Origin of the sequence: Metabacillus arenae, from assembly GCF_014773385.1 — a bacterium.
GTDB lineage: Bacteria > Bacillota > Bacilli > Bacillales > Bacillaceae > Metabacillus_D > Metabacillus_D arenae.
In genome coordinates this window covers 193,986-212,846 of record NZ_JACXAI010000001.1, presented here as the reverse complement: position 1 = coordinate 212,846, position 18,861 = coordinate 193,986, and the positions used below count along the sequence as shown (strand labels likewise).

At 38.8% G+C, this 18,861-nt stretch carries 23 protein-coding genes; 21 read left to right on the top strand and 2 right to left on the bottom strand.

The features are described from left to right. Window positions 1-21: 21 nt before the first annotated feature. Window positions 22-966: a DUF1385 domain-containing protein gene (locus tag IC621_RS01085; protein ID WP_191154860.1), complete on the bottom strand. Its 945-nt coding sequence runs from the start codon at window positions 964-966 to the stop codon at window positions 22-24. 468 nt (window positions 967-1,434) lie between these two features. Here IC621_RS01085 and IC621_RS01080 point away from each other — a divergent pair, with 468 nt between their 5' ends. The 4 genes from IC621_RS01080 (at window position 1,435) to efp (ending at window position 4,537) form a co-directional block, all read left to right on the top strand. Then, window positions 1,435-1,986 carry a YqhR family membrane protein gene (locus tag IC621_RS01080; RefSeq protein ID WP_224752234.1) on the top strand — a complete coding sequence of 184 codons (552 nt, stop codon included), beginning with the start codon at window positions 1,435-1,437 and terminating at the stop codon, window positions 1,984-1,986. Between the two features lie 443 nt (window positions 1,987-2,429). Then, on the top strand, window positions 2,430-2,882 hold the full coding sequence (gene aroQ / locus IC621_RS01075; protein WP_191154858.1) for a type II 3-dehydroquinate dehydratase: 453 nt from the start codon (window positions 2,430-2,432) through the stop codon (window positions 2,880-2,882). Next, window positions 2,872-3,933, top strand: a complete 1,062-nt coding sequence (locus IC621_RS01070; RefSeq protein ID WP_191154856.1) for a M24 family metallopeptidase — start codon at window positions 2,872-2,874, stop codon at window positions 3,931-3,933. Before aroQ ends, IC621_RS01070 begins: the two co-directional genes overlap by 11 nt. A 46-nt stretch (window positions 3,934-3,979) precedes the next feature. After that, on the top strand, window positions 3,980-4,537 hold the full coding sequence (gene efp, locus IC621_RS01065) for an elongation factor P (RefSeq protein ID WP_191154854.1): 558 nt from the start codon (window positions 3,980-3,982) through the stop codon (window positions 4,535-4,537). 154 nt (window positions 4,538-4,691) lie between these two features. Here the strand turns inward: efp and IC621_RS26800 are convergent, their stop codons facing one another. Further along, window positions 4,692-4,814, bottom strand: coding sequence for a hypothetical protein (locus tag IC621_RS26800; protein WP_263575974.1), 123 nt, complete (start codon window positions 4,812-4,814; stop codon window positions 4,692-4,694). Window positions 4,815-5,077: 263 nt separating this feature from the next. On the opposite strand from IC621_RS26800, the gene IC621_RS01060 reads away from it, so the two are divergent. The 17 genes from IC621_RS01060 (at window position 5,078) to IC621_RS00980 (ending at window position 18,068) form a co-directional block, all read left to right on the top strand. Next, the gene (locus IC621_RS01060) at window positions 5,078-5,359 is read left to right on the top strand and encodes a YqhV family protein (protein ID WP_191154852.1); all 282 of its coding nucleotides are present in this window, start codon (window positions 5,078-5,080) and stop codon (window positions 5,357-5,359) included. Window positions 5,360-5,474: 115 nt separating this feature from the next. Beyond that, window positions 5,475-6,398, top strand: coding sequence for a stage III sporulation protein AA (gene spoIIIAA, locus IC621_RS01055; RefSeq protein WP_191154850.1), 924 nt, complete (start codon window positions 5,475-5,477; stop codon window positions 6,396-6,398). Continuing rightward, complete coding sequence (spoIIIAB, locus tag IC621_RS01050; protein WP_191154848.1) at window positions 6,395-6,910, top strand: stage III sporulation protein SpoIIIAB; 516 nt, start codon at window positions 6,395-6,397, stop codon at window positions 6,908-6,910. The genes spoIIIAA and spoIIIAB overlap by 4 nt, the downstream gene beginning before the upstream one ends. Before the next feature lie 26 nt (window positions 6,911-6,936). Beyond that, the gene (spoIIIAC, locus tag IC621_RS01045; RefSeq protein WP_191154846.1) at window positions 6,937-7,143 is read left to right on the top strand and encodes a stage III sporulation protein AC; all 207 of its coding nucleotides are present in this window, start codon (window positions 6,937-6,939) and stop codon (window positions 7,141-7,143) included. Window positions 7,144-7,150: 7 nt separating this feature from the next. Continuing rightward, window positions 7,151-7,549: a stage III sporulation protein AD gene (gene spoIIIAD, locus IC621_RS01040; protein ID WP_191154844.1), complete on the top strand. Its 399-nt coding sequence runs from the start codon at window positions 7,151-7,153 to the stop codon at window positions 7,547-7,549. A 40-nt stretch (window positions 7,550-7,589) separates the two neighbouring features. Continuing rightward, window positions 7,590-8,828 (top strand): stage III sporulation protein AE, encoded by a 1,239-nt coding sequence (gene spoIIIAE / locus IC621_RS01035; RefSeq protein ID WP_318152990.1) that lies wholly within the window; start codon window positions 7,590-7,592, stop codon window positions 8,826-8,828. Between the two features lie 10 nt (window positions 8,829-8,838). Then, on the top strand, window positions 8,839-9,468 hold the full coding sequence (gene spoIIIAF / locus IC621_RS01030) for a stage III sporulation protein AF (RefSeq protein WP_191154842.1): 630 nt from the start codon (window positions 8,839-8,841) through the stop codon (window positions 9,466-9,468). Then, window positions 9,468-10,142 (top strand): stage III sporulation protein AG, encoded by a 675-nt coding sequence (gene spoIIIAG / locus IC621_RS01025; protein WP_191154841.1) that lies wholly within the window; start codon window positions 9,468-9,470, stop codon window positions 10,140-10,142. The genes spoIIIAF and spoIIIAG overlap by 1 nt, the downstream gene beginning before the upstream one ends. Window positions 10,143-10,145: 3 nt before the next feature. Continuing rightward, window positions 10,146-10,856 carry a SpoIIIAH-like family protein gene (locus IC621_RS01020; protein WP_191155056.1) on the top strand — a complete coding sequence of 237 codons (711 nt, stop codon included), beginning with the start codon at window positions 10,146-10,148 and terminating at the stop codon, window positions 10,854-10,856. A 559-nt stretch (window positions 10,857-11,415) separates the two neighbouring features. Beyond that, the gene (accB, locus tag IC621_RS01015; protein ID WP_191154840.1) at window positions 11,416-11,919 is read left to right on the top strand and encodes an acetyl-CoA carboxylase biotin carboxyl carrier protein; all 504 of its coding nucleotides are present in this window, start codon (window positions 11,416-11,418) and stop codon (window positions 11,917-11,919) included. A 10-nt stretch (window positions 11,920-11,929) separates the two neighbouring features. Then, a complete protein-coding gene (gene accC, locus IC621_RS01010) occupies window positions 11,930-13,282 on the top strand; it encodes an acetyl-CoA carboxylase biotin carboxylase subunit (protein ID WP_191154839.1) in 1,353 nt (450 codons plus the stop codon). An 86-nt stretch (window positions 13,283-13,368) separates the two neighbouring features. Further along, window positions 13,369-13,755, top strand: coding sequence for an Asp23/Gls24 family envelope stress response protein (locus IC621_RS01005; protein WP_191155053.1), 387 nt, complete (start codon window positions 13,369-13,371; stop codon window positions 13,753-13,755). A gap of 525 nt (window positions 13,756-14,280) precedes the next feature. Beyond that, window positions 14,281-14,676 (top strand): transcription antitermination factor NusB, encoded by a 396-nt coding sequence (nusB, locus tag IC621_RS01000; protein ID WP_191154838.1) that lies wholly within the window; start codon window positions 14,281-14,283, stop codon window positions 14,674-14,676. Window positions 14,677-14,694: 18 nt separating this feature from the next. Beyond that, on the top strand, window positions 14,695-15,558 hold the full coding sequence (folD, locus tag IC621_RS00995; protein ID WP_191154837.1) for a bifunctional methylenetetrahydrofolate dehydrogenase/methenyltetrahydrofolate cyclohydrolase FolD: 864 nt from the start codon (window positions 14,695-14,697) through the stop codon (window positions 15,556-15,558). Window positions 15,559-15,579: 21 nt separating this feature from the next. After that, window positions 15,580-16,932: an exodeoxyribonuclease VII large subunit gene (gene xseA, locus IC621_RS00990; RefSeq protein ID WP_191154836.1), complete on the top strand. Its 1,353-nt coding sequence runs from the start codon at window positions 15,580-15,582 to the stop codon at window positions 16,930-16,932. Then, window positions 16,925-17,170, top strand: a complete 246-nt coding sequence (locus tag IC621_RS00985; RefSeq protein WP_318152989.1) for an exodeoxyribonuclease VII small subunit — start codon at window positions 16,925-16,927, stop codon at window positions 17,168-17,170. Before xseA ends, IC621_RS00985 begins: the two co-directional genes overlap by 8 nt. Window position 17,171: 1 nt before the next feature. Continuing rightward, entirely contained in the window at window positions 17,172-18,068 is an 897-nt protein-coding gene (locus tag IC621_RS00980; protein WP_191154835.1) for a polyprenyl synthetase family protein, read from the top strand. The last annotated feature ends 793 nt before the right edge of the window (window positions 18,069-18,861 follow it).

Genomic DNA, 18,861 nt, shown 5'->3' with positions numbered 1-18,861 from the left:
CCCAAATAACTTATAAAAAATTTAAACGATTTGCTCAGAGTGGCCTTTCTCTGTTTCATTTTCCATTCGAAGCAACTCGTTGAAGCTTGAGATTGCCACTTCTACCTGATCATCAGCAGGCTCTTTCGTTGTAAGCAGCTGCAGCCATAAACCAGGATAGCCTAATGTTTTTAAGACTGGAATATTGCGAAGCTTATTCGTTAATTGTAATACTTCAAATGAAATTCCTAAAACAACCGGAATAAGAGCTATTCTATTTAAAACTCTAACCCACAATGGATCAGTTGGAACAAGCAAATAAACAAAAACACCTACAATCACTGTAAACAAAATAAAACTGCTGCCGCACCGGTAATGCAACCGTGATTGCATCTGTACATTTTCCACTGTTAAAGGTAGAGAGCTTTCGTAGCAATTGATTACTTTATGCTCAGCTCCGTGATATTGAAAAACACGCTTAATAACCGGCGTAAACGATATAGCATATATATATGCGAGCAACAAAATAAGTTTGAAGAAACCTTCCACTACTATTTGTCCCAAATGAGAAGGAATAACAGGTTTTGTTAGGTCGGCTAAAAATACCGGGACAAGTGTGAAAATAAATTTACCGAATAGGAATGAAAGAATTCCAACTGCGGCAACACCCAATATCATTGTCAGCTTTGACTCTTTTTGATTTTCTTTTATTGTATGGTCTTCGCTCGGATCTAGTTCATAACGTTCTGAAGAAAAATTTAAATGTTTCGTCCCATTTGCACTTGCCTCTAAAATGGCTACAATCCCCCTTATAAAAGGAATCTTTTTTAGTGCTGTTAAATGTTTGTTTTTCTTTCTGGGAAGATGGAAATATTCAATATTTTCATCCTTGCGGCGAATAGCCGTCACATAATGATGCTTTCCACCAAACATTACCCCTTCAATTACAGCCTGCCCGCCATAGGCTCCTCTTTTTTTATCTGTCATGCAACACCAACCTGCCTAGCCTTACGCTTTTATTTAAGAGAATCCTATAGAATTCTCTATTATATCTATTCTACAAAAAAGTCGTGGAAACCTCTAGGGCAGAGGAGACAGTTTCTTCGAAGAAATCCAAAGTTGGAAATGTTTTCTTACCTATCATTATTCCCACGAGAAAAAAACTTACTCATTTTATCATTTATTTTTTTAGTTTTTTCATTTAAATATAAAAACTCGGAGAAGATCATGGTCCGATTTGAACAAAGCGCTGGAATGGGCCATCGAAAAGCGGAACCGCCTTTAACAAAAACCAACAAGCATAAGAATAACAAAAAGAAAGATTGTTTTTTACTGATTAGTTTACGACCTGGGCCTAGAATAAATAAAAAGATCCTCCAATTTATTGTTAGCTCCAGCATTTAAATCCTAATAATCTGAAAAAGATGGACATACTACGATAAGGAGGTGCTTTTGATGTCAGAAGAACAAAAACATCAGAATGAAGAAATGAAAGAAAATCCGAGATTTGAACAGAATAAACAAGAACAACCAATTTCTTTTCTCGGCCGAGTGATGGTTACAGGTTTTTTTGGCGGCATTTTATGGAGTCTTTTTGGGTATATTGCATACATATTTAATTTTTCTGAGGTAAGTCCGAATTTGCTGCTTCAGCCATTTATTCTTGGTTCGTGGAAAGATGGGACGTTGGGGAATTTTGTTAGTATCGTACTAATTGGCGTTCTTGGTGTCGGGGCAGCAATTGCCTACTATGCTGTCCTAAAAAGATTTAATAAATTATGGATTGGAATTGGCTATGGGATTGCATTATGGGGACTTGTATATTTTGTTCTAAATCCGATCTTTCCAGATTTAAAAACAGTAATGGAGCTAAAAAGAGAAACAATTGTCACAACCGTTTGTTTATATATTTTGTTCGGTGTTTTTGTAGGATACTCGATTTCATTTGAATACAACGAGCTTACAACAGAAAAATTAGAAAGGGCAACAAACCCTGGCATTAAGTGAAGCTTCCATCGATGGGGAAGAGCCAGAAAAAACGCCAATAGATTTTTGTTCGTTCCTAATGCCCTCACTGATAATAGTAAGTCTCAAACTGATCCCTCTTTGTTTTAATTAAAAGTTTGAGCTGAAATTGTATGCCCGATAGGAGTGGGATAAAGTAGTCTGTTGAAGGTAACTTATGGTAGAATGTTCATTGTGTGAACATTCTTTTTTATAGTTTCAGAAGTTTGAGTTGATTAAATTGTTAACACAATAAAAGTAGTTATTGCTGTCCAGCTCCAGCGCCTAGCCCCCCTGAGGTCCACAAAACCAATCTGACAAGAAGGTTACAGAATAATTATAATGCCTCGCCGGTAGGAGGGCGCTTTGCCCTAATTAGATATTGCTTAAAAAAGGCGCATTTATTTATATTGTCCGCCCATAGAATCTATCAAAAGGAGTATGTTATGCCGCATTTTCTTGTAATAAATGGACCTAATTTAAACCGTCTAGGGTTAAGAGAACCAGGTGTTTATGGAAGTAAAACGCTGGTGGATTTAGAACAAGATTTATTTTCGTTAGCAGAAGAATATGGTTTTGATATGACATGTTTTCAGTCAAATCATGAAGGAGACTTAATTGATTCGATTCATGAAGCAGAGGATCAATACGATGGGATCGTCATAAACCCGGGAGCCTTCACTCACTATAGCTATGCTCTTAGAGATGCGATTGCAAGCATCGCACTGCCGGTTATTGAAGTCCATATATCAAATGTTCATGCGCGTGAAGACTTCCGTCATCACTCGGTGACTGCACCAGTTACTGAAGGACAAATTGTCGGATTGGGATTTTTCGGGTATCAGCTGGCATTACTGGCATTGTTGGATAAAATAGGGGGAGATTTGGATGAAGATTGAGAAAATTCGGGAGTCTTTTGAGGGGTTAGGAATTGATGGACTATTAATTACAAGCAGTTATAATCGTCGTTATATGACAGGCTTTACCGGAACTGCCGGCGTAGCTGTTATTTCTAAATCAGGAGCAGCTTTTATTACAGATTTTAGATATGTCCAGCAAGCCTCAAAGCAGATAGAAGGCTTTAACATTGTTCAACATAGAGGGCCGATTGTAGAAGAAATTGCAGAGCAAGTGAAACATCTTGGGATAAATAAGCTTGGCTTTGAACAAGACCATGTGACATTTTCAGCCTTTGCAGAATATAAAAGGGCATTTGAGGGTGTAGAGCTTATTCCGGTTTCAGGAGCAATTGAAAAATTACGCTTGATTAAGACTGATGCAGAGATTAAGATATTAAAGGAAGCAGCTAAGGTTGCGGATTCAGCCTTTAAACATATCCTCGAGTTTATAAAACCAGGTTTAAAGGAATTAGATGTCTCAAATGAACTTGAATTTTATATGAGAAAGCAAGGTGCCGTTTCTTCCTCTTTTGATATCATTGTTGCATCAGGCCACCGTTCTGCTCTTCCTCATGGTGTGGCAAGTGACAAAGTAATTGAAAAAGGGGATTTTGTAACACTGGACTTTGGTGCATACTATAACGGATATTGTTCAGACATTACCAGAACTATATCTGTCGGAGAACCTTCTGAAAAACTAAAAGAGATATATGAGATTGTTCTGCGAGCTCAAATCAGCGGGATGGACGGCATTAAAGCTGGTCTTACAGGTAAACAAGCAGATGCATTAACACGAGACTATATTACAGAAAAGGGCTATGGAGAGTATTTTGGACACTCTACAGGACATGGGATTGGACTTGAAGTTCATGAAGGGCCTGCTCTTTCTATAAAGTCTGATACTGTTTTAGAACCGGGCATGGTTGTGACTGTAGAACCAGGGATTTATTTAGCCGGGATCGGCGGAGTTCGAATTGAAGATGATACGGTTGTAACTGCAACCGGCAACGAATGCTTAACTCATTCTCCAAAAGAGTTGATTATTTTATAAACGGGTGAATTTTAACTGAAACAACAGGTACATAGGAGGAAATAAAATGATTTCTGTAAACGATTTTCGCACTGGTTTGACAATTGAAGTGGATGGGGGGATTTGGCGTGTAGTAGATTTCCAACACGTTAAGCCTGGAAAGGGAGCGGCATTTGTTCGTTCAAAGCTTCGCAACCTTCGTACAGGTGCGATTCAAGAGAAAACCTTCCGTGCTGGTGAAAAAGTAGCAAAAGCACAAATTGAAACGAAAAGAATGCAATATCTATATGCAAATGGAGATCAGCATGTATTCATGGATACAGCTTCATATGAACAATTAGAATTAAACGCAGCTCAAATTGAATATGAGTTAAAGTTTTTAAAAGAAAACATGGAAGTTCAAATTATGATGTTTCAAGGTGAGACATTAGGTGTAGAACTTCCAAATACAGTTGAGCTTGAAGTAACAGAAACTGAACCTGGTATAAAAGGTGATACGGCTTCCGGCGGTACTAAACCGGCAACCGTAGAAACAGGACTTGTAGTTAACGTTCCATTCTTCGTAAATGAGGGAGATCGTCTAGTCATTAATACAACAGATGGTTCTTATGTTTCCCGTGCTTAATTAGTCATAAATTAAAGAAACCTCTCTGCATGTGTTGCAGAGAGGTTTCTTTAATATGTGGTCTTTATTTAAATGGCTTAATCTTTTCCAGCTCCAGCGGCCATTCCATCATTAGGCTGTACAAAACACTTTCGCTTTTGTTGTTGTCCCGTTCTTATGGACGAGATTTTAATGCAGTCAGGAATAAAAACGGTACGGCCGGCCGGAGCCCAGGCCTTACAAGGCAATCCTCTAATGCATCTTCATGAGGCTTGACCTGCCCTCGATCAAAGTACATAACGGCCACCTGAGCTCCGTTTGAATCATTAAGTTTTCTTTACCTTTCTGAAAATAAAAACACATGGTAAAACAAGGTAAATGATAGCTGATAAAATCCACTGCAGTGCCTCATAGAGATAATATAATTCAAAGCCATTATTCAACATGTTTTCCCCCTTTTTCTTATATTACCACATTTTCAGAAAATTCTATATTTTATTTTTCTTTCTAAAACTTGTCCTTCCTGCATAACATGTACTAGCCGTGTAATAGGAGGATATGATGAGACGACTATTTTCTTCAATCGATCATACGGTCTTAGCAATGGCAGGGCTTCGCTTTTTATCTGCAACAATCGAATTAGCAGCAGCAGTAGTCATGCTTCTATTAAACGATGTACGAAAAGCGATCGTTGTGAATTCAGCGCTTGCCATTATAGGTCCGCTAATATTTATCGCGACTATGACGATCGGAATTTTTCAAATAGCTGATTCCATCTCATATTCAAAGCTGCTATTTATCTTTATCGGTGTTGTTTTTATTTTAGTGGGGATATACAAATAAATTTTCTGTGAGTCTCACTATCTTTTTTTAAATTCACTGTTACAAGAGCTTGGCATATTGCGGCCAAGCTCGCATACATTGAAAATAATAGACGGCGGGATGGGGGGCATTAAGCTTGAATACAATCCTTGAAATGTTGCCTGCTAATATACGTGATCATTTGCTGAGCCTTCGCCTGGATCAAATAGAGCAAATTGAAGAAATTAGGATCCGATTAACGAAGAGAGTCGAAGTTATCACAGGGGGTAAACCAGTATTTCTCTCCTATAGAACTACATTGGAAGACGGCCTTATGATCTTGAACGAATTAAGTGGTTACTCTATATACACTCTTGAAGAAGAGTTAAAAAGAGGTTATGTAACGATTAAAGGCGGACATAGAGTAGGACTGTCAGGACGAGTGATTACAGAGGAAGGCAAAGTAAAGGCTATAAGAGAAGTCACATCATTTAATATACGTGTGGCAAAAGAAAAATTAGGGTTAGCAGATCCGCTTCAATCCTATGTTTTTAAAAAGAAGTGGTTGAATACTCTCATCATTGGTCCTCCCCAAACAGGGAAAACAACCTTGCTGCGAGATTTTGCCCGCTTAATTAGCATAGGTACAAACCATAGCCCTGCTCACAAGGTAGGGGTCGTGGATGAGCGATCAGAAATTGCTGGTTCCGTCCACGGCATACCTCAACATTCATTTGGGGAACGTCTTGATGTCCTTGATGCCTGCCCAAAAGCTGAAGGGATGATGATGATGATCCGTTCCATGAGTCCCGATGTTCTTGTAGTAGACGAGATTGGAAGAGAAGAAGATACAGCAGCGATTATGGAATGTGTCCATGCTGGAGTTCAATTATTTGTCAGTGTCCATGGGTATTCAATTGAAGATTTATATAAACGGCCGACTTTAAAGCCGCTTATTCAAAACAAAGTGTTTGATAGATACATCGAGTTATCGAGGATAAAAGGTCCAGGTACTGTGAAAAGGATTTTAAATCAAGATGGAGCAAATCTCCTCTCTAACGAAATGGGTGTGACAACATGATAAAACTTCTTGGAGCAGTATTCATTGTACTGGCGACTACTTGGACAGGATTTGAAGCTGCGAGACACCTAAGTGAAAGACCAAGACAGTTAAGACAATTAAAGGCGGCGCTCCAATCCCTCGAAGCTGAAATTATGTATGGCCATACACCATTAAAGGATGCAGCAGAGCATATCGCATCACAAACAGCAAAACCGCTATCATGGTTTTTTGAACGATTTGCCAAAAGACTGACTAAAGGGCACACAAGTGTAAAAACAGCGTGGGATGACAGCTTGGATCAAATTTGGAAGTTAACAGCTTTTAAAAAAGGAGAACTTGAGGTTTTAAGGCAGTTTGGCGAGACATTAGGCCAGCATGACAGGGTTTCGCAGCAAAAACATATCCGTCTTGCCTTAACTCATTTGGAAAGAGAAGAGGCAGATGCAATCGATAAGCAGCAAAGATACGAGCGGATGGTGAAAAGCTTAGGGTTTTTATCTGGTTTACTCTTAATCATTTTACTGATGTAGTGAATAGTCAGGGGGAAAAACGAGCGATGGGAGTCGACGTCAATATTATTTTCCAAATTGCAGGAGTAGGCATTGTAGTCGCGTTTTTACACACTATTTTAGATCAAATGGGCAAAAAGGAGTATGCCCAATGGGTTACCTTGCTAGGTTTTATTTATATTCTTTTTATGGTTGCTACGATCGTAGATGATTTATTTAAAAAAATAAAAGCAGTCTTCTTGTTCCAAGGATAAGGGGGGCTTGACGATTGAAATTATTCAGATTGTCGGCTTAGGTCTTGTTGCTACCTTTTTAGCTTTGATTGTAAAAGAGCAAAAACCAACCTTTGCTTTTATGTTAGTCGTTTTTACTGGCTGCGTGATATTTCTATTTTTAGTCGATCAAATATACGTCATCATCCGAATGGTCGAAAAAATAGCGGTGAATGCAAATGTCAACTTAATCTACGTAGAAACTATTTTGAAAATTATCGGGATTGCTTATATTGCGGAATTTGGCGCCCAAATAACAAAGGATGCTGGGCAAGGTGCGATAGCATCAAAAATAGAATTAGGAGGCAAAATTTTAATTCTCGCCATGGCAATACCGATTTTAACGGTCATTATTGAAACGATTATTAATTTGATTCCACCTGCTTAAATACTGTCTGGATAAGTAAATGCTGAAGGGGGGTGACAAGGTGAAAAAAATAGGCGGACTTATTTTATTAGCGTTTTTTTTCTTATTTCCAACAAATGTACAAGCCCAAACGAATGAGACTTTGGAGCAAGAGCAGCGTGAAGCCCAAACGAATGAGACTATTGAACAAGAGCAGGGTGAAGATCAAATAGACCAAGCCTTTGTCCAGCAGCAAGTGGACAACCTGGGTGTGGATGAGATTCGGCAATTTTGGGATGACATCATGACAGAATATGGCGGATTCTTACCAGAGAGCCAAAAAGGGAGCTTGCTGCAATTTTTAAGTGGAGAGAAAGAGCTTTCACCACAGGAATGGTTTAAGGCACTTTTACATTATCTTTTTCACGAATTGGTGGCGAATTGGAAGCTTCTGGGGACTCTCATTCTATTAACCGTTTTTAGTATGCTGCTGCAGCTGCTGCAAAATGCATTTGAGCAAAGTACTGTTAGCAAGGTTGCATATGCGATCGTATATATGGTGTTAATCATTATTGCTTTAAATAGCTTTCATATCGCAATCCAATATACTTCTCAAGCAATAGAGACAATGACCAGCTTTATTCTCGCATTAATTCCATTATTGTTAGCATTAATGGCCTCATCAGGCGGGATTGTATCGGCTGCCTTTTTTCATCCGGTCATTCTCTTCCTGATGAATACAAGCGGTTTGCTAATCCAGAATATTGTCTTACCTCTATTATTTTTATCTGCACTTCTCAGTATAGTCAGTACATTAACGAATCAATACAAAGTAACTCAGCTTGCCCAATTGCTTCGGAATATTGGGATCGGTCTACTTGGAACATTTTTAACTATTTTCTTAGGTGTCATTTCTGTGCAAGGAGCATCTGCAGCTGTAACAGATGGCATTACCATTCGAACAGCAAAATTTATTACCGGAAACTTCATTCCAGTTCTCGGACGGATGTTTACAGATGCAACAGATACAGTCATCAGTGCGTCCGTTCTTTTGAAAAATACAGTAGGGATTGTGGGTGTTGTCATTCTCTTATGTATTGCCGCATTTCCTGCATTAAAAGTATTAACGCTTGCTTTCATCTACAAATTTGCTGCGGCGATCCTGCAGCCATTAGGCGGGGGTCCCATTATCGCTTGCTTGGACATTATTAGTAAAAGTGTCATTTATATTTTTGCTGCGCTTGCTATCGTTTCTCTCATGTTCTTTCTATGTTTGACCGTTATTATTGCTGCAGGGAATTTAACCCTTATGGTGAGGTAGGTGGGGATTTATGGGCTTTTTAACTGAATGGATCACAAGTATTATTCTCTTTATTTTATTAGCGATCATCATAGAGTTATTGCTTCCAAACTCAAGTATGCAAAAATATGCAAAGATGGTGATTAGCTTACTGCTCATTGTCGTCATTCTAACCCCCATCTTTCAAATCTTCTCTATGGATTTTAACGAAATAGCTTCAAAGATAAAATTTGAGTCAGCTCAAAATAATGAAATAAAAAATTCAATTGAATTACAGAAAAAAGAAATACAAGCTTCACAACGTGCATATATTTTAGAAGAAATGGCTGTCCAAATGGAAAATGCGGCAAATAAGGAGCTTGCGGATTCCTATGATGCAACGATTGATAAAGTCATCCTTACATCAAAAGAGAAACAGCCTGACATTACTTCTCAAGAGGAATTAGAATTAGCTGCTATTGAAGTCCACATTTCTGAAAAACAGGATTCAGCCGCTGTTGAAGCAATCCAGCCGATTGAAATAAATCCTTCTAAAGAAAATGAATCAGTTCATCATCGGCAGGAAAAGAAAAAAGCCCAAATAACCTCTCACTTGGCAAACATCTGGGAACTAGAACAAGAACAAATTACAGTCTTTATGAAAGGAGGAGAAGAGAGGTAATGGACAATAAAAAAAATTTCCTAGATAAACTTAAACAATTATTTTCACCACCTCAAACAGAGGGTGAAAATAAAAAACTATCAAAATTTCACTATTTAATCATTGTCTTTGTAATTGGAATTGCTTTTATGCTGGTAGGAAACCTCCTAACGAAAGACGAAGAGGCCTCCTCATCCTTGCCAGCTGCCAATTTTGAATCTGAAGAAGCAAAGGAAGATAAGGAAGTTTTTAAGCAAACAAAAGGCGGGGACTCTATCACAATTGGAGACTATGAGAAAGAATATGAAAATCAATTAAAAGATACTTTAGAGACAATCATCGGAGTTGATGACGTATCAGTTGTTGTGAATGTAGATGCTTCCTCGTTAAAAGTACTTGAAAAAAACAGAGTCACACAAAGCCAAGTCACAAATGAAACAGACAAAGGCGGCGGCGAGCGAAAAGTGGAGGACCAATCAATAGATGAACAAGTTGTCATTATAAGAGATGGGGAAAATGAGTCGCCAATTGTGCTGCAAACAAAAAAACCTGAAATCAGGGGTGTACTCGTTGTCGCTAAAGGAGCTGACAACGTTCAAATAAAAAAAACGATCGTGGAAGCTGTTACGAGGTCGCTTGGAGTTGCCAGCCACCGTGTGGCAGTTGCACCGAAAAAAATGAAGGAGGATTCATAAATGATGTTAAAGAAACAAACAGTTTGGTTACTTACAATGCTTAGTTTAGTGGTTGTCCTGTCGGTCTATTACATTACATCTCCTGAGGATCCATCAAACGAATTAGTGATGACAGGAGATCAAAAAGCAGAGGAAGAGGAAGCTCCAGAAGGTGAAAAGGAAGCTGGGGAAGCTGAAGGTGAAAAAGAAGCAGGAGAAGCTGAAGGAGAAAAAGAAGGAGCAGATAAGGGCGCAGAAGAAGGAGCAGAGGAAGGAAAAGAAGATAAAGAAGGTAAACAGCCTGAAGAAGAAGGAACAAAAGAGCAATCTGAAGTGAACACGGAAGAGCTTGAAAATGGCGGTGAATTCTCGACTATATCTGATGATGAATTGTTTACAACTTTGCGTTTAGAGCTGGAAGACTCCAGAAATCGCTTAAAAGAGGAACTTCAAGCAATAGTGGTTAGCAGTGAAGCATCTGCTGCTGAAAAAAGCCGGGCATATGACGACATGAAAGAACTTTCTGAAATCGCAAACAAAGAAAATGTTTTGGAAACTTTAATTAAATCAGAGGGCTATGAAGATGCTTTAGTACGCGCAGATGGAAAAGATGTGCAAATCACAGTAAAAGCAAAAGAACTTTCCGCTTCAAAAGCAAATGACATTATCATGCTTGTCAATAAAGAGATCGATGACTTAGAGGATGTAGCCGTTCAATTTGATCCCGTTGAATAATAAATTTATTATGGGTACCTGATGAAGTCTCAGGTGCCTTTTTTAGTTTTACAGAATAAATAAATCATTAATACATTAAAGTCCATCAGAAGTTCTAAGCTATAAATCTGCATGGCGATTGAACCGAGATTATTGTATAGTTAAACATTTTTTTGCAATTGTGTTTAATTATTTTTCTAACAAACCAATTATAGCGGTTGAACAGAGCAAAAAATCCGAAGACGGTACAAATATTCTGGTAACGGTGCAAAAAATCGATTACAATGCAATTATTCCGATAACAGCACAATATTTCAATTGAACGCCCAAACCTTTATATAGGGCACCAATGCAAAGCGGAAAGCCTCCTAATTTGCGGCTTCTTTGACGAACCATTTTAAAATTCATTGAACTATTTTATAATAAGGAGGAGCAGGCTTTTTAGGTGGTCAGACCACTTTTTAAGTTTTCATATTGAATTATACTTAATAAATAGCGTAAGATGTAGGTGTAGAACTTACTTTTAGTACTAGCCTATAATATTAATGGCTTAGAATAAGAACTTGAAGGAGTGCCCAGCATGTTAAAAATTCAAGAAATTCGTGAACTGATCAAACTGATTGACTGTTCATCAATCGATGAGTTTACATACGAGTATGAGAGCTCAAAAATTAAATTGAAAAAGCAGTCTAAAGAAACAGAAACAGTTGTGCGCAGTGTGGCAGCTTCGGAGGCGCCAGTTGTTGAGCCGGTTGTACAACCTCAAATGGGACAACCGAATCAAGGAACAGCAGAAACTCAGGCTGCTAAACCTGAACCGAGTCCTGTAAAAGAGGATGAAAATTTACATAAAATTACTTCCCCGATGGTAGGAACGTTTTATTCTTCTTCCTCACCTGAGGCAGATCCGTATGTATCCGCTGGAACGATAGTAAAAGAAGATTCTGTTGTTTGTATTGTGGAAGCAATGAAGCTGTTCAATGAAATCGAAGCTGAGGTAAAAGGGGAAATCGTTGAGATTCTTGTTGAAAACGGGCAGCTAGTTGAATATGGCCAACCGTTATTCCTTGTTAAGGAAGATTAGGAGCGAGTTTATGATTAAGAAACTACTTATAGCAAATAGAGGAGAAATTGCCGTTCGTATTATTCGGGCATGCAAAGAGCTTGGAATTGAAACTGTCGCAGTCTTTTCTGAGGCTGACAAGGAATCACTGCATGTTCAGTTAGCTGATGAAGCATATTGTATCGGACCAACTTCTTCAAAAGATAGTTATTTAAATTTTACAAACATTGTAAGTGTTGCGAAGCTCACAGGCAGTGAAGCGATCCACCCTGGATACGGATTCCTTGCTGAAAATGCCGATTTTGCAGAGCTATGTAAGGAATGCCATGTCATTTTTGTCGGGCCAAGTGCCGATGCGATCACAAAAATGGGCACAAAGGATATCGCACGTGAAACGATGCGTGAAGCTGGTGTACCGATAGTACCTGGTTCAAAAGGTATTATTAAAAACGCTGAAGAAGCACTTTCATTAGCCGAAGAAATTGGTTTTCCAGTTATTATTAAAGCAACTGCCGGAGGTGGAGGAAAGGGAATTCGTGTAGCGCGGGACGAAGCTGAATTGAAAAAAGGCATTCAAATAACACAGCAGGAAGCTGCTACAGCTTTCGGAAATCCGGGAGTTTATATTGAAAAATATATCGAAGATTTCAGACACGTTGAAATTCAAGTGATGGCGGATTCCCATGGAAATGTTATTCACCTTGGTGAGCGTGATTGTACAATCCAAAGACGTCTGCAGAAACTAATTGAAGAAACGCCTTCACCGGCATTATTACCTGAAGTACGCGATAAAATGGGGCAAGCAGCCATTAAAGCGGCAAAAGCTGTCAATTATACTGGGGCGGGGACAATTGAATTCATTTTTGACTACAAGGAGCAAAAGTTCTACTTCATGGAAATGAATACTCGAATACAAGTAGAACATCCTGTTACGGAAATGGTGACTGGGACAGATTTGATCAAAGAACAAATTCTAGTAGCATCTGGGCAAGAGCTTTCGCTTAAGCAGCAAGAGGTTACCTTTAACGGATGGGCAATAGAATGCAGAATAAATGCTGAAAACCCAGAGAAGAACTTTATGCCTTCCCCTGGTAAGATTGTCATGTACTTGCCGCCTGGTGGTTTAGGTGTTAGAGTGGATTCAGCAGTATATCCAGGCTATTCGATCCCGCCTTTTTATGACTCAATGATTGCGAAAGTAATTACATATGGAGCAACAAGAGATGAAGCAATCGCGAGAATGAAGCGGGCATTAAGTGAATTTGTTATTGATGGTATTCATACTACGATACCTTTTCATTTAAAGCTATTAAATCATGAAAAATTCGTCAGCGGAGATTTCAATACGAAATTTTTAGAATTGCATAAAGTGATGGAATCCTAAATTAAATTGGGATATATTCCCTTCTTAATTGTTTAAATACAATCTGGAGGTGCTTCACCTTGAAGGAAACAAACAAATTGTTAGAGATGAGCCCTGAAGAAACCGGTTTAGGAAAAGTAGAAATCGCTCCTGAGGTCATAGAGGTCATTGCAGGTATAGCGGCTTCTGAAGTTGATGGAGTAGCACAAATGAGAGGTAATTTTGCCTCAGGAGTAGTGGAGCGTTTAGGAAAGAAAAATCACGGCAAGGGTGTCAAAGTCGAACTATCTAATGATAGTATCGTGATAGATGTCTATTGTGTCATGAATTTTGGTGTGTCCATTCCTAATGTGGCACAAGGAATTCAGGACAATATCCGTCAAGCTTTATTAAACATGACGGCTCTTGAAATAAACGAAATTAATATTCATGTGGTCGGAGTTCAATTTGAATCAATGAAAAGTACGGAAATTGAGATTGACCAAGAAATGTAGGAGAGTCTGAAACCAAAGGAAAAGTTTCCTTTGGTTTTTTAAATAGGATAAGAATTTATTGGTTGGGACTAAATAAAAAAGAGCATATTGTTATTTATGTCATGCTAAAGGATATATATCATAAGCTAATCCTTAATATGGGTTTAAGAACAACGCTTTCATATTCTTGTCGATATATGCAGGGACCTCCCTTTATTTCTGCTTATCAACTCTGGAATCGAATATTTAGAGGGAAGCTCTATTGAATATTCGGTTTTTACTGATAACCCTTTATTTTTGATATGCTACATTTTATGATATATGATATGATCTTTTTATGCCTTTTAATAGACATCAGGGTTCAAATCTTCAGAGGAAATTGGGAGGAAAATTGCCTTATAAGGTCTGATAAGAGGAACACAGACTAAAAGTGCCACATTCGTGGCAACGTCTGTGTGACCCACATCCTGTGGGCCTCTGGCAAACCATCACTAATGGAAGATTCACTTTATGACATTTCGACATTTTTTTGAAGGAGTAAAAAAAATGAAGCGTAGAACTGCGAGAGAAAAGGCTTTACAGGCGTTGTTTCAAATTGATGTAAGTGATATCGAACCAAAAGAAGCGATTGAGCATGCATTAGACGAAGCAGAATCTGATCCATTTATGGAACAGCTTGTTTACGGAACGTTAGAGCGCAAACAAGAAATCGATGATCAAATTAAGCCCCATCTTGTCAAATGGACGATTGATAGGATCGCAAATGTAGATCGAGCTATTTTACGAATGGCAACTTATGAAATGATATTTGTTGGAGAAATACCCCATAATGTTTCGATTGATGAAGCGATCGAGCTTGCCAAAACGTTTGGTGACGATAAATCAAGTCGATTTATAAATGGCGTCCTCTCTAACATTAAGAAAAGTTTAGAACTTCAATAACGTTTAGGAGGAGAAAATATGACTGCAGAAATTATTAATGGTAAGGAAGTAGCAAAAAACAAGAGAGAAGAACTTGGAAATGAAGTCGCTAAATTAACACAACAAGGTCTAACTCCTGGTCTTGTTGTGATTTTAGTCGGGAATGATCCTGCTTCTCTTTCTTATATAAGAGGGAAACAAAAAGCAGCAGAGGAAATTGGTGTACACTTTAAATTGGAGCATTTTGAGGAAACACTTTCTGAGACAGAACTATTGGATGTCATAGAAAATTATAACCAAGATTCTAGGTTTCATGGTATTTTGGTACAGCTGCCTCTGCCCAAGCATATTAATGAAACAGCAGTAATTGAGAAAATTTCACCTGAAAAAGATGTGGATGGTTTCCATCCTGTTAATGTTGGGAGAATGTTAACTGGGCAGGATACATTTTTGCCGTGCACTCCTGCTGGTATCGTAGAATTATTAAAAATAACAAATGTTGAGTTAACTGGTAAGCATGTTGTAGTGATCGGACGCAGCAACCTTGTTGGGAAACCAGTTGGTCAATTGCTGTTGAATGAAAATGCAACTGTAACTTATTGTCATTCCAGAACCAAGAACCTTTCAGAATTAACAAAACAGGCTGATATCTTAATCGTAGCAGTAGGAAGGGCTAATTTTATTGGTGGAAAAGATATTAAAGAAGGAGCAGTTGTTATTGATGTAGGGGTAAACCGTTTAGAAAACGGGAAGCTTTGCGGAGATGTTCATTTTGATGAGGCAAAGGAAGTTGCCAGCTACTTAACGCCTGTTCCTGGAGGCGTAGGACCTATGACCATTACGATGCTTGCTCACAATACGGTTAAATCTGCAAAACAGACGCTTCAAAAATCTCACGTCTAAAGCACAGTTAAGGGGATTTTTATGAGTGAACAAAAGTATGTCACGGTATCAGCTTTAACAAAATATATTCGCCGAAAGTTTGACGTTGACCCTCATTTGAGGGATATCTGGGTTAAAGGGGAATTATCCAATTTTAAAATACACAGCCGAGGGCATATGTATTTTACCCTTAAGGATGAAAATGCGCGCATACAAGGTGTCATGTTTAATGGACAGGCCCAGAATCTGAAATTCAGGCCTGAAAATGGCATGAAAGTGATTCTCCGTGCTGAGATTACAGTCTATGAACCTAACGGAAATTATCAATTATATGTAAAAGAAATGCAGCCGGATGGTTTAGGCAGTCTCTACTTGGCTTATGAAGAATTGAAAAAAAAGCTTTCTGCTGAAGGATTGTTTGACGAGAAATATAAAAAGCCAATACCTGCCTTTCCTAAACAGGTTGGGGTGATCACTTCCCCGACCGGTGCTGCGGTAAGAGATATATTGATCACAATAAAGCGGCGTTATCCAATGACGAAGGTTATTATTTTACCTGCTTTAGTTCAAGGAGTAAATGCAGGCAAGTCCGTATCCCAAGCTATTTCTAAGGCAAATGCTATAGAGGATTTAGATGTCTTAATTGTTGGACGCGGCGGAGGCTCAATTGAAGAGTTGTGGGCATTTAATGAGGAAATTGTTGCAAGAGAGATTTTTAGCTCAAGGATTCCGATTATTTCAGCAATTGGGCATGAAACGGATTATACTATTGCTGATTTCGTTGCAGATTTAAGAGCTCCGACACCAACTGGTGCTGCTGAATTAGCTGTCCCCCACTTTGCAGATCTAGCAGAAAGATTATCTGCCCGGAAAACAAGGCTTGTTCGTGCAATACAGGAAAAAGTATCAATCGAGAAAGAGCGTCTTACCAATAAACGGAATTCTTATGCGTTTCGTTATCCGAAACAGCTGCATGCCCAGAAAGAACAGCAGCTCGATCTATTAACTGAACGTCTTCTTAGGGAAGGGAAAAGGACTGTTACCTACAAAAATGACCGATTTATCCAGCTGAAGAGCAGGCTTAATCAAGTTCATCCAAGGCAGCAAGTAAAACGAGCTTTCGATGACCATCACCAAATCATGAAAAAAATGGCAAGAGAAATGAACATCCTTTTTGCACATAAAAACTCGCAATTTCAAACGATTGTTGCTAAACTAAATGCATTGAGCCCTTTAACCATTATGGAACGTGGTTACAGCCTCGTTTATAAGGAAGATCACTTAGTGAAAAGTGTTAATCAATTAACAAATGGTGATGAGGTGTTTGTTCGGATAAATGATGGTTCTCTTCATTGTAAAGTTTTAGGGAAAGAGGAGCGAAAGTTAAATGAGTGATAAAAAGAATATGGAAAATGAAGTTTCTTTTGAGGAAGCGATGGAGCAATTAGAAAAAATTGTTGAAAAGCTGGAAGAAGGTGATGTGCCGTTAGAGAAGGCCATCGATTTTTTTCAGGATGGGATGAAGCTTTCAAAGCTTTGTCATGATAAGCTGCAAAAGGTTGAAAAACAGATGGACTTTATTTTGCGTGAAGACGATCAGTTAGAGCCTTTTGATATTCAGGGGGAGGATTAGGGTGACCCAAGTTATCAGCACTAGTGAATTTTTATCTACTCGTAAACAAACAATTGAGTCAGCCCTGCCTGACTATATACAATCTCTTTCCATACCTGAATCATTGAAGGAATCTATGCTTTATTCGCTTGAGGCGGGAGGAAAACGGTTACGCCCTGTACTTGTACTTGCCACATTATCTTCATTTGGTAAAAGTGAGAGCCTGGGCATCCCCGTTGGTTGTGCAATTGAAATGATACATACATATTCTCTTATCCATGATGATCTTCCTTGTATGGATGATGATGACTTGCGCCGCGGCAAGCCGACTAACCATAAAGTTTTTGGCGAAGCTCTAGCTGTTCTGGCAGGGGATGGCCTTCTTACCCAAAGCTTTCAGCTGATTTCAACAATTGACCACCCCGAGGTAACCGCTGAAATGAAGCTGCAATTAATAACAGAGCTGGTAGATGCTGCAGGAATAAAAGGAATGGTGGGAGGACAAGTTGCAGATATGGAAGGAGAGAAGAAGTCTCTCTCCTTGGAAGAGCTAGAATTCATTCACGAGCATAAAACAGGCAAGCTTCTAGAATACAGTATCATTGCCGGAGCCATTTTAGCGGGAGCTTCGAAAGAGGAAATTGAAAAATTAAGAGAGTTCTCCTTCCACCTTGGACTAGCTTTCCAAATTCGTGATGATATTTTAGATATTGAAGGTGACCAAGAAAAAATAGGAAAACCTGTTGGTTCTGATAAAGAAAATGAAAAAACAACTTACCCGGCACTTCTTACGCTGGAAGGGGCAAAAGAAAAACTTGTAACCCATATTCAATTGGCTAAAATGAATTTACATCAATTGCTAATTACAACTACCCTGCTTGAAGGATTATGTGATTTAATTGCGATGAGAGATCATTAAAGACACGTATAATTATTGCGTGTCTTTTTATATATGGTAAGCTAAATCGAAATTGAGAAAAAACAAGTATTATGATATAATTTTAATAATGACTTGGAGTGGTGCAGTATTCTAGTCGGTCCACTTGTTTTGAAGGCGGGCCTAAAAATCCGCTAAAGGGCACATCGATGAAGTTCCTTGTGTTGGCTTGAGGCGCCCAGCTTTGGGCTTACACAGGGAGTTAAGGTTAGAGGGCGATCCACAATGGCATGTGGGCGAGGACCCTCTTTCCGTGGAGGCTTTCATGTTATAGCTTGGTCGGTTAAAACATGATTGTGTGAACCTGCTATCGTATCTCTATTGTACAAATGGGAAAGGTACGAGCAGCGTAGCCTGCCTTGAGTGGAGTTTGAGGGGATTACAACTTAACCTGAAACTCTTTCATAAGGCCAATGAAGGAGCTTTTGATCTTTGTATGAAATCAACTCTGCAAAAGAGGCTAAGAACAAGTTAAGGGCTGCCCGAGGAAACCTCCTAGACTGTTCCAAACGACATAAATAGAGGATTACAGTACGGACTAAGTGGCAATCCAGTCTAGCACATGGTGACATTGTTAAGGTGGATTTAAAGGGAAACCGCCAGTGTGGCAACACCTGGTATTCACTTGGGAAAACCTACTGGACCTAAGCCGTAATTTTAACTCTATGTATGACCACTCCACTATCATTTACATAGAATGGAACATTTTTGAGAAAAATATACATAGGCTTTTATAAAACTAATTTATAGGAGATTTTAAAAGGCAATCGGTGTT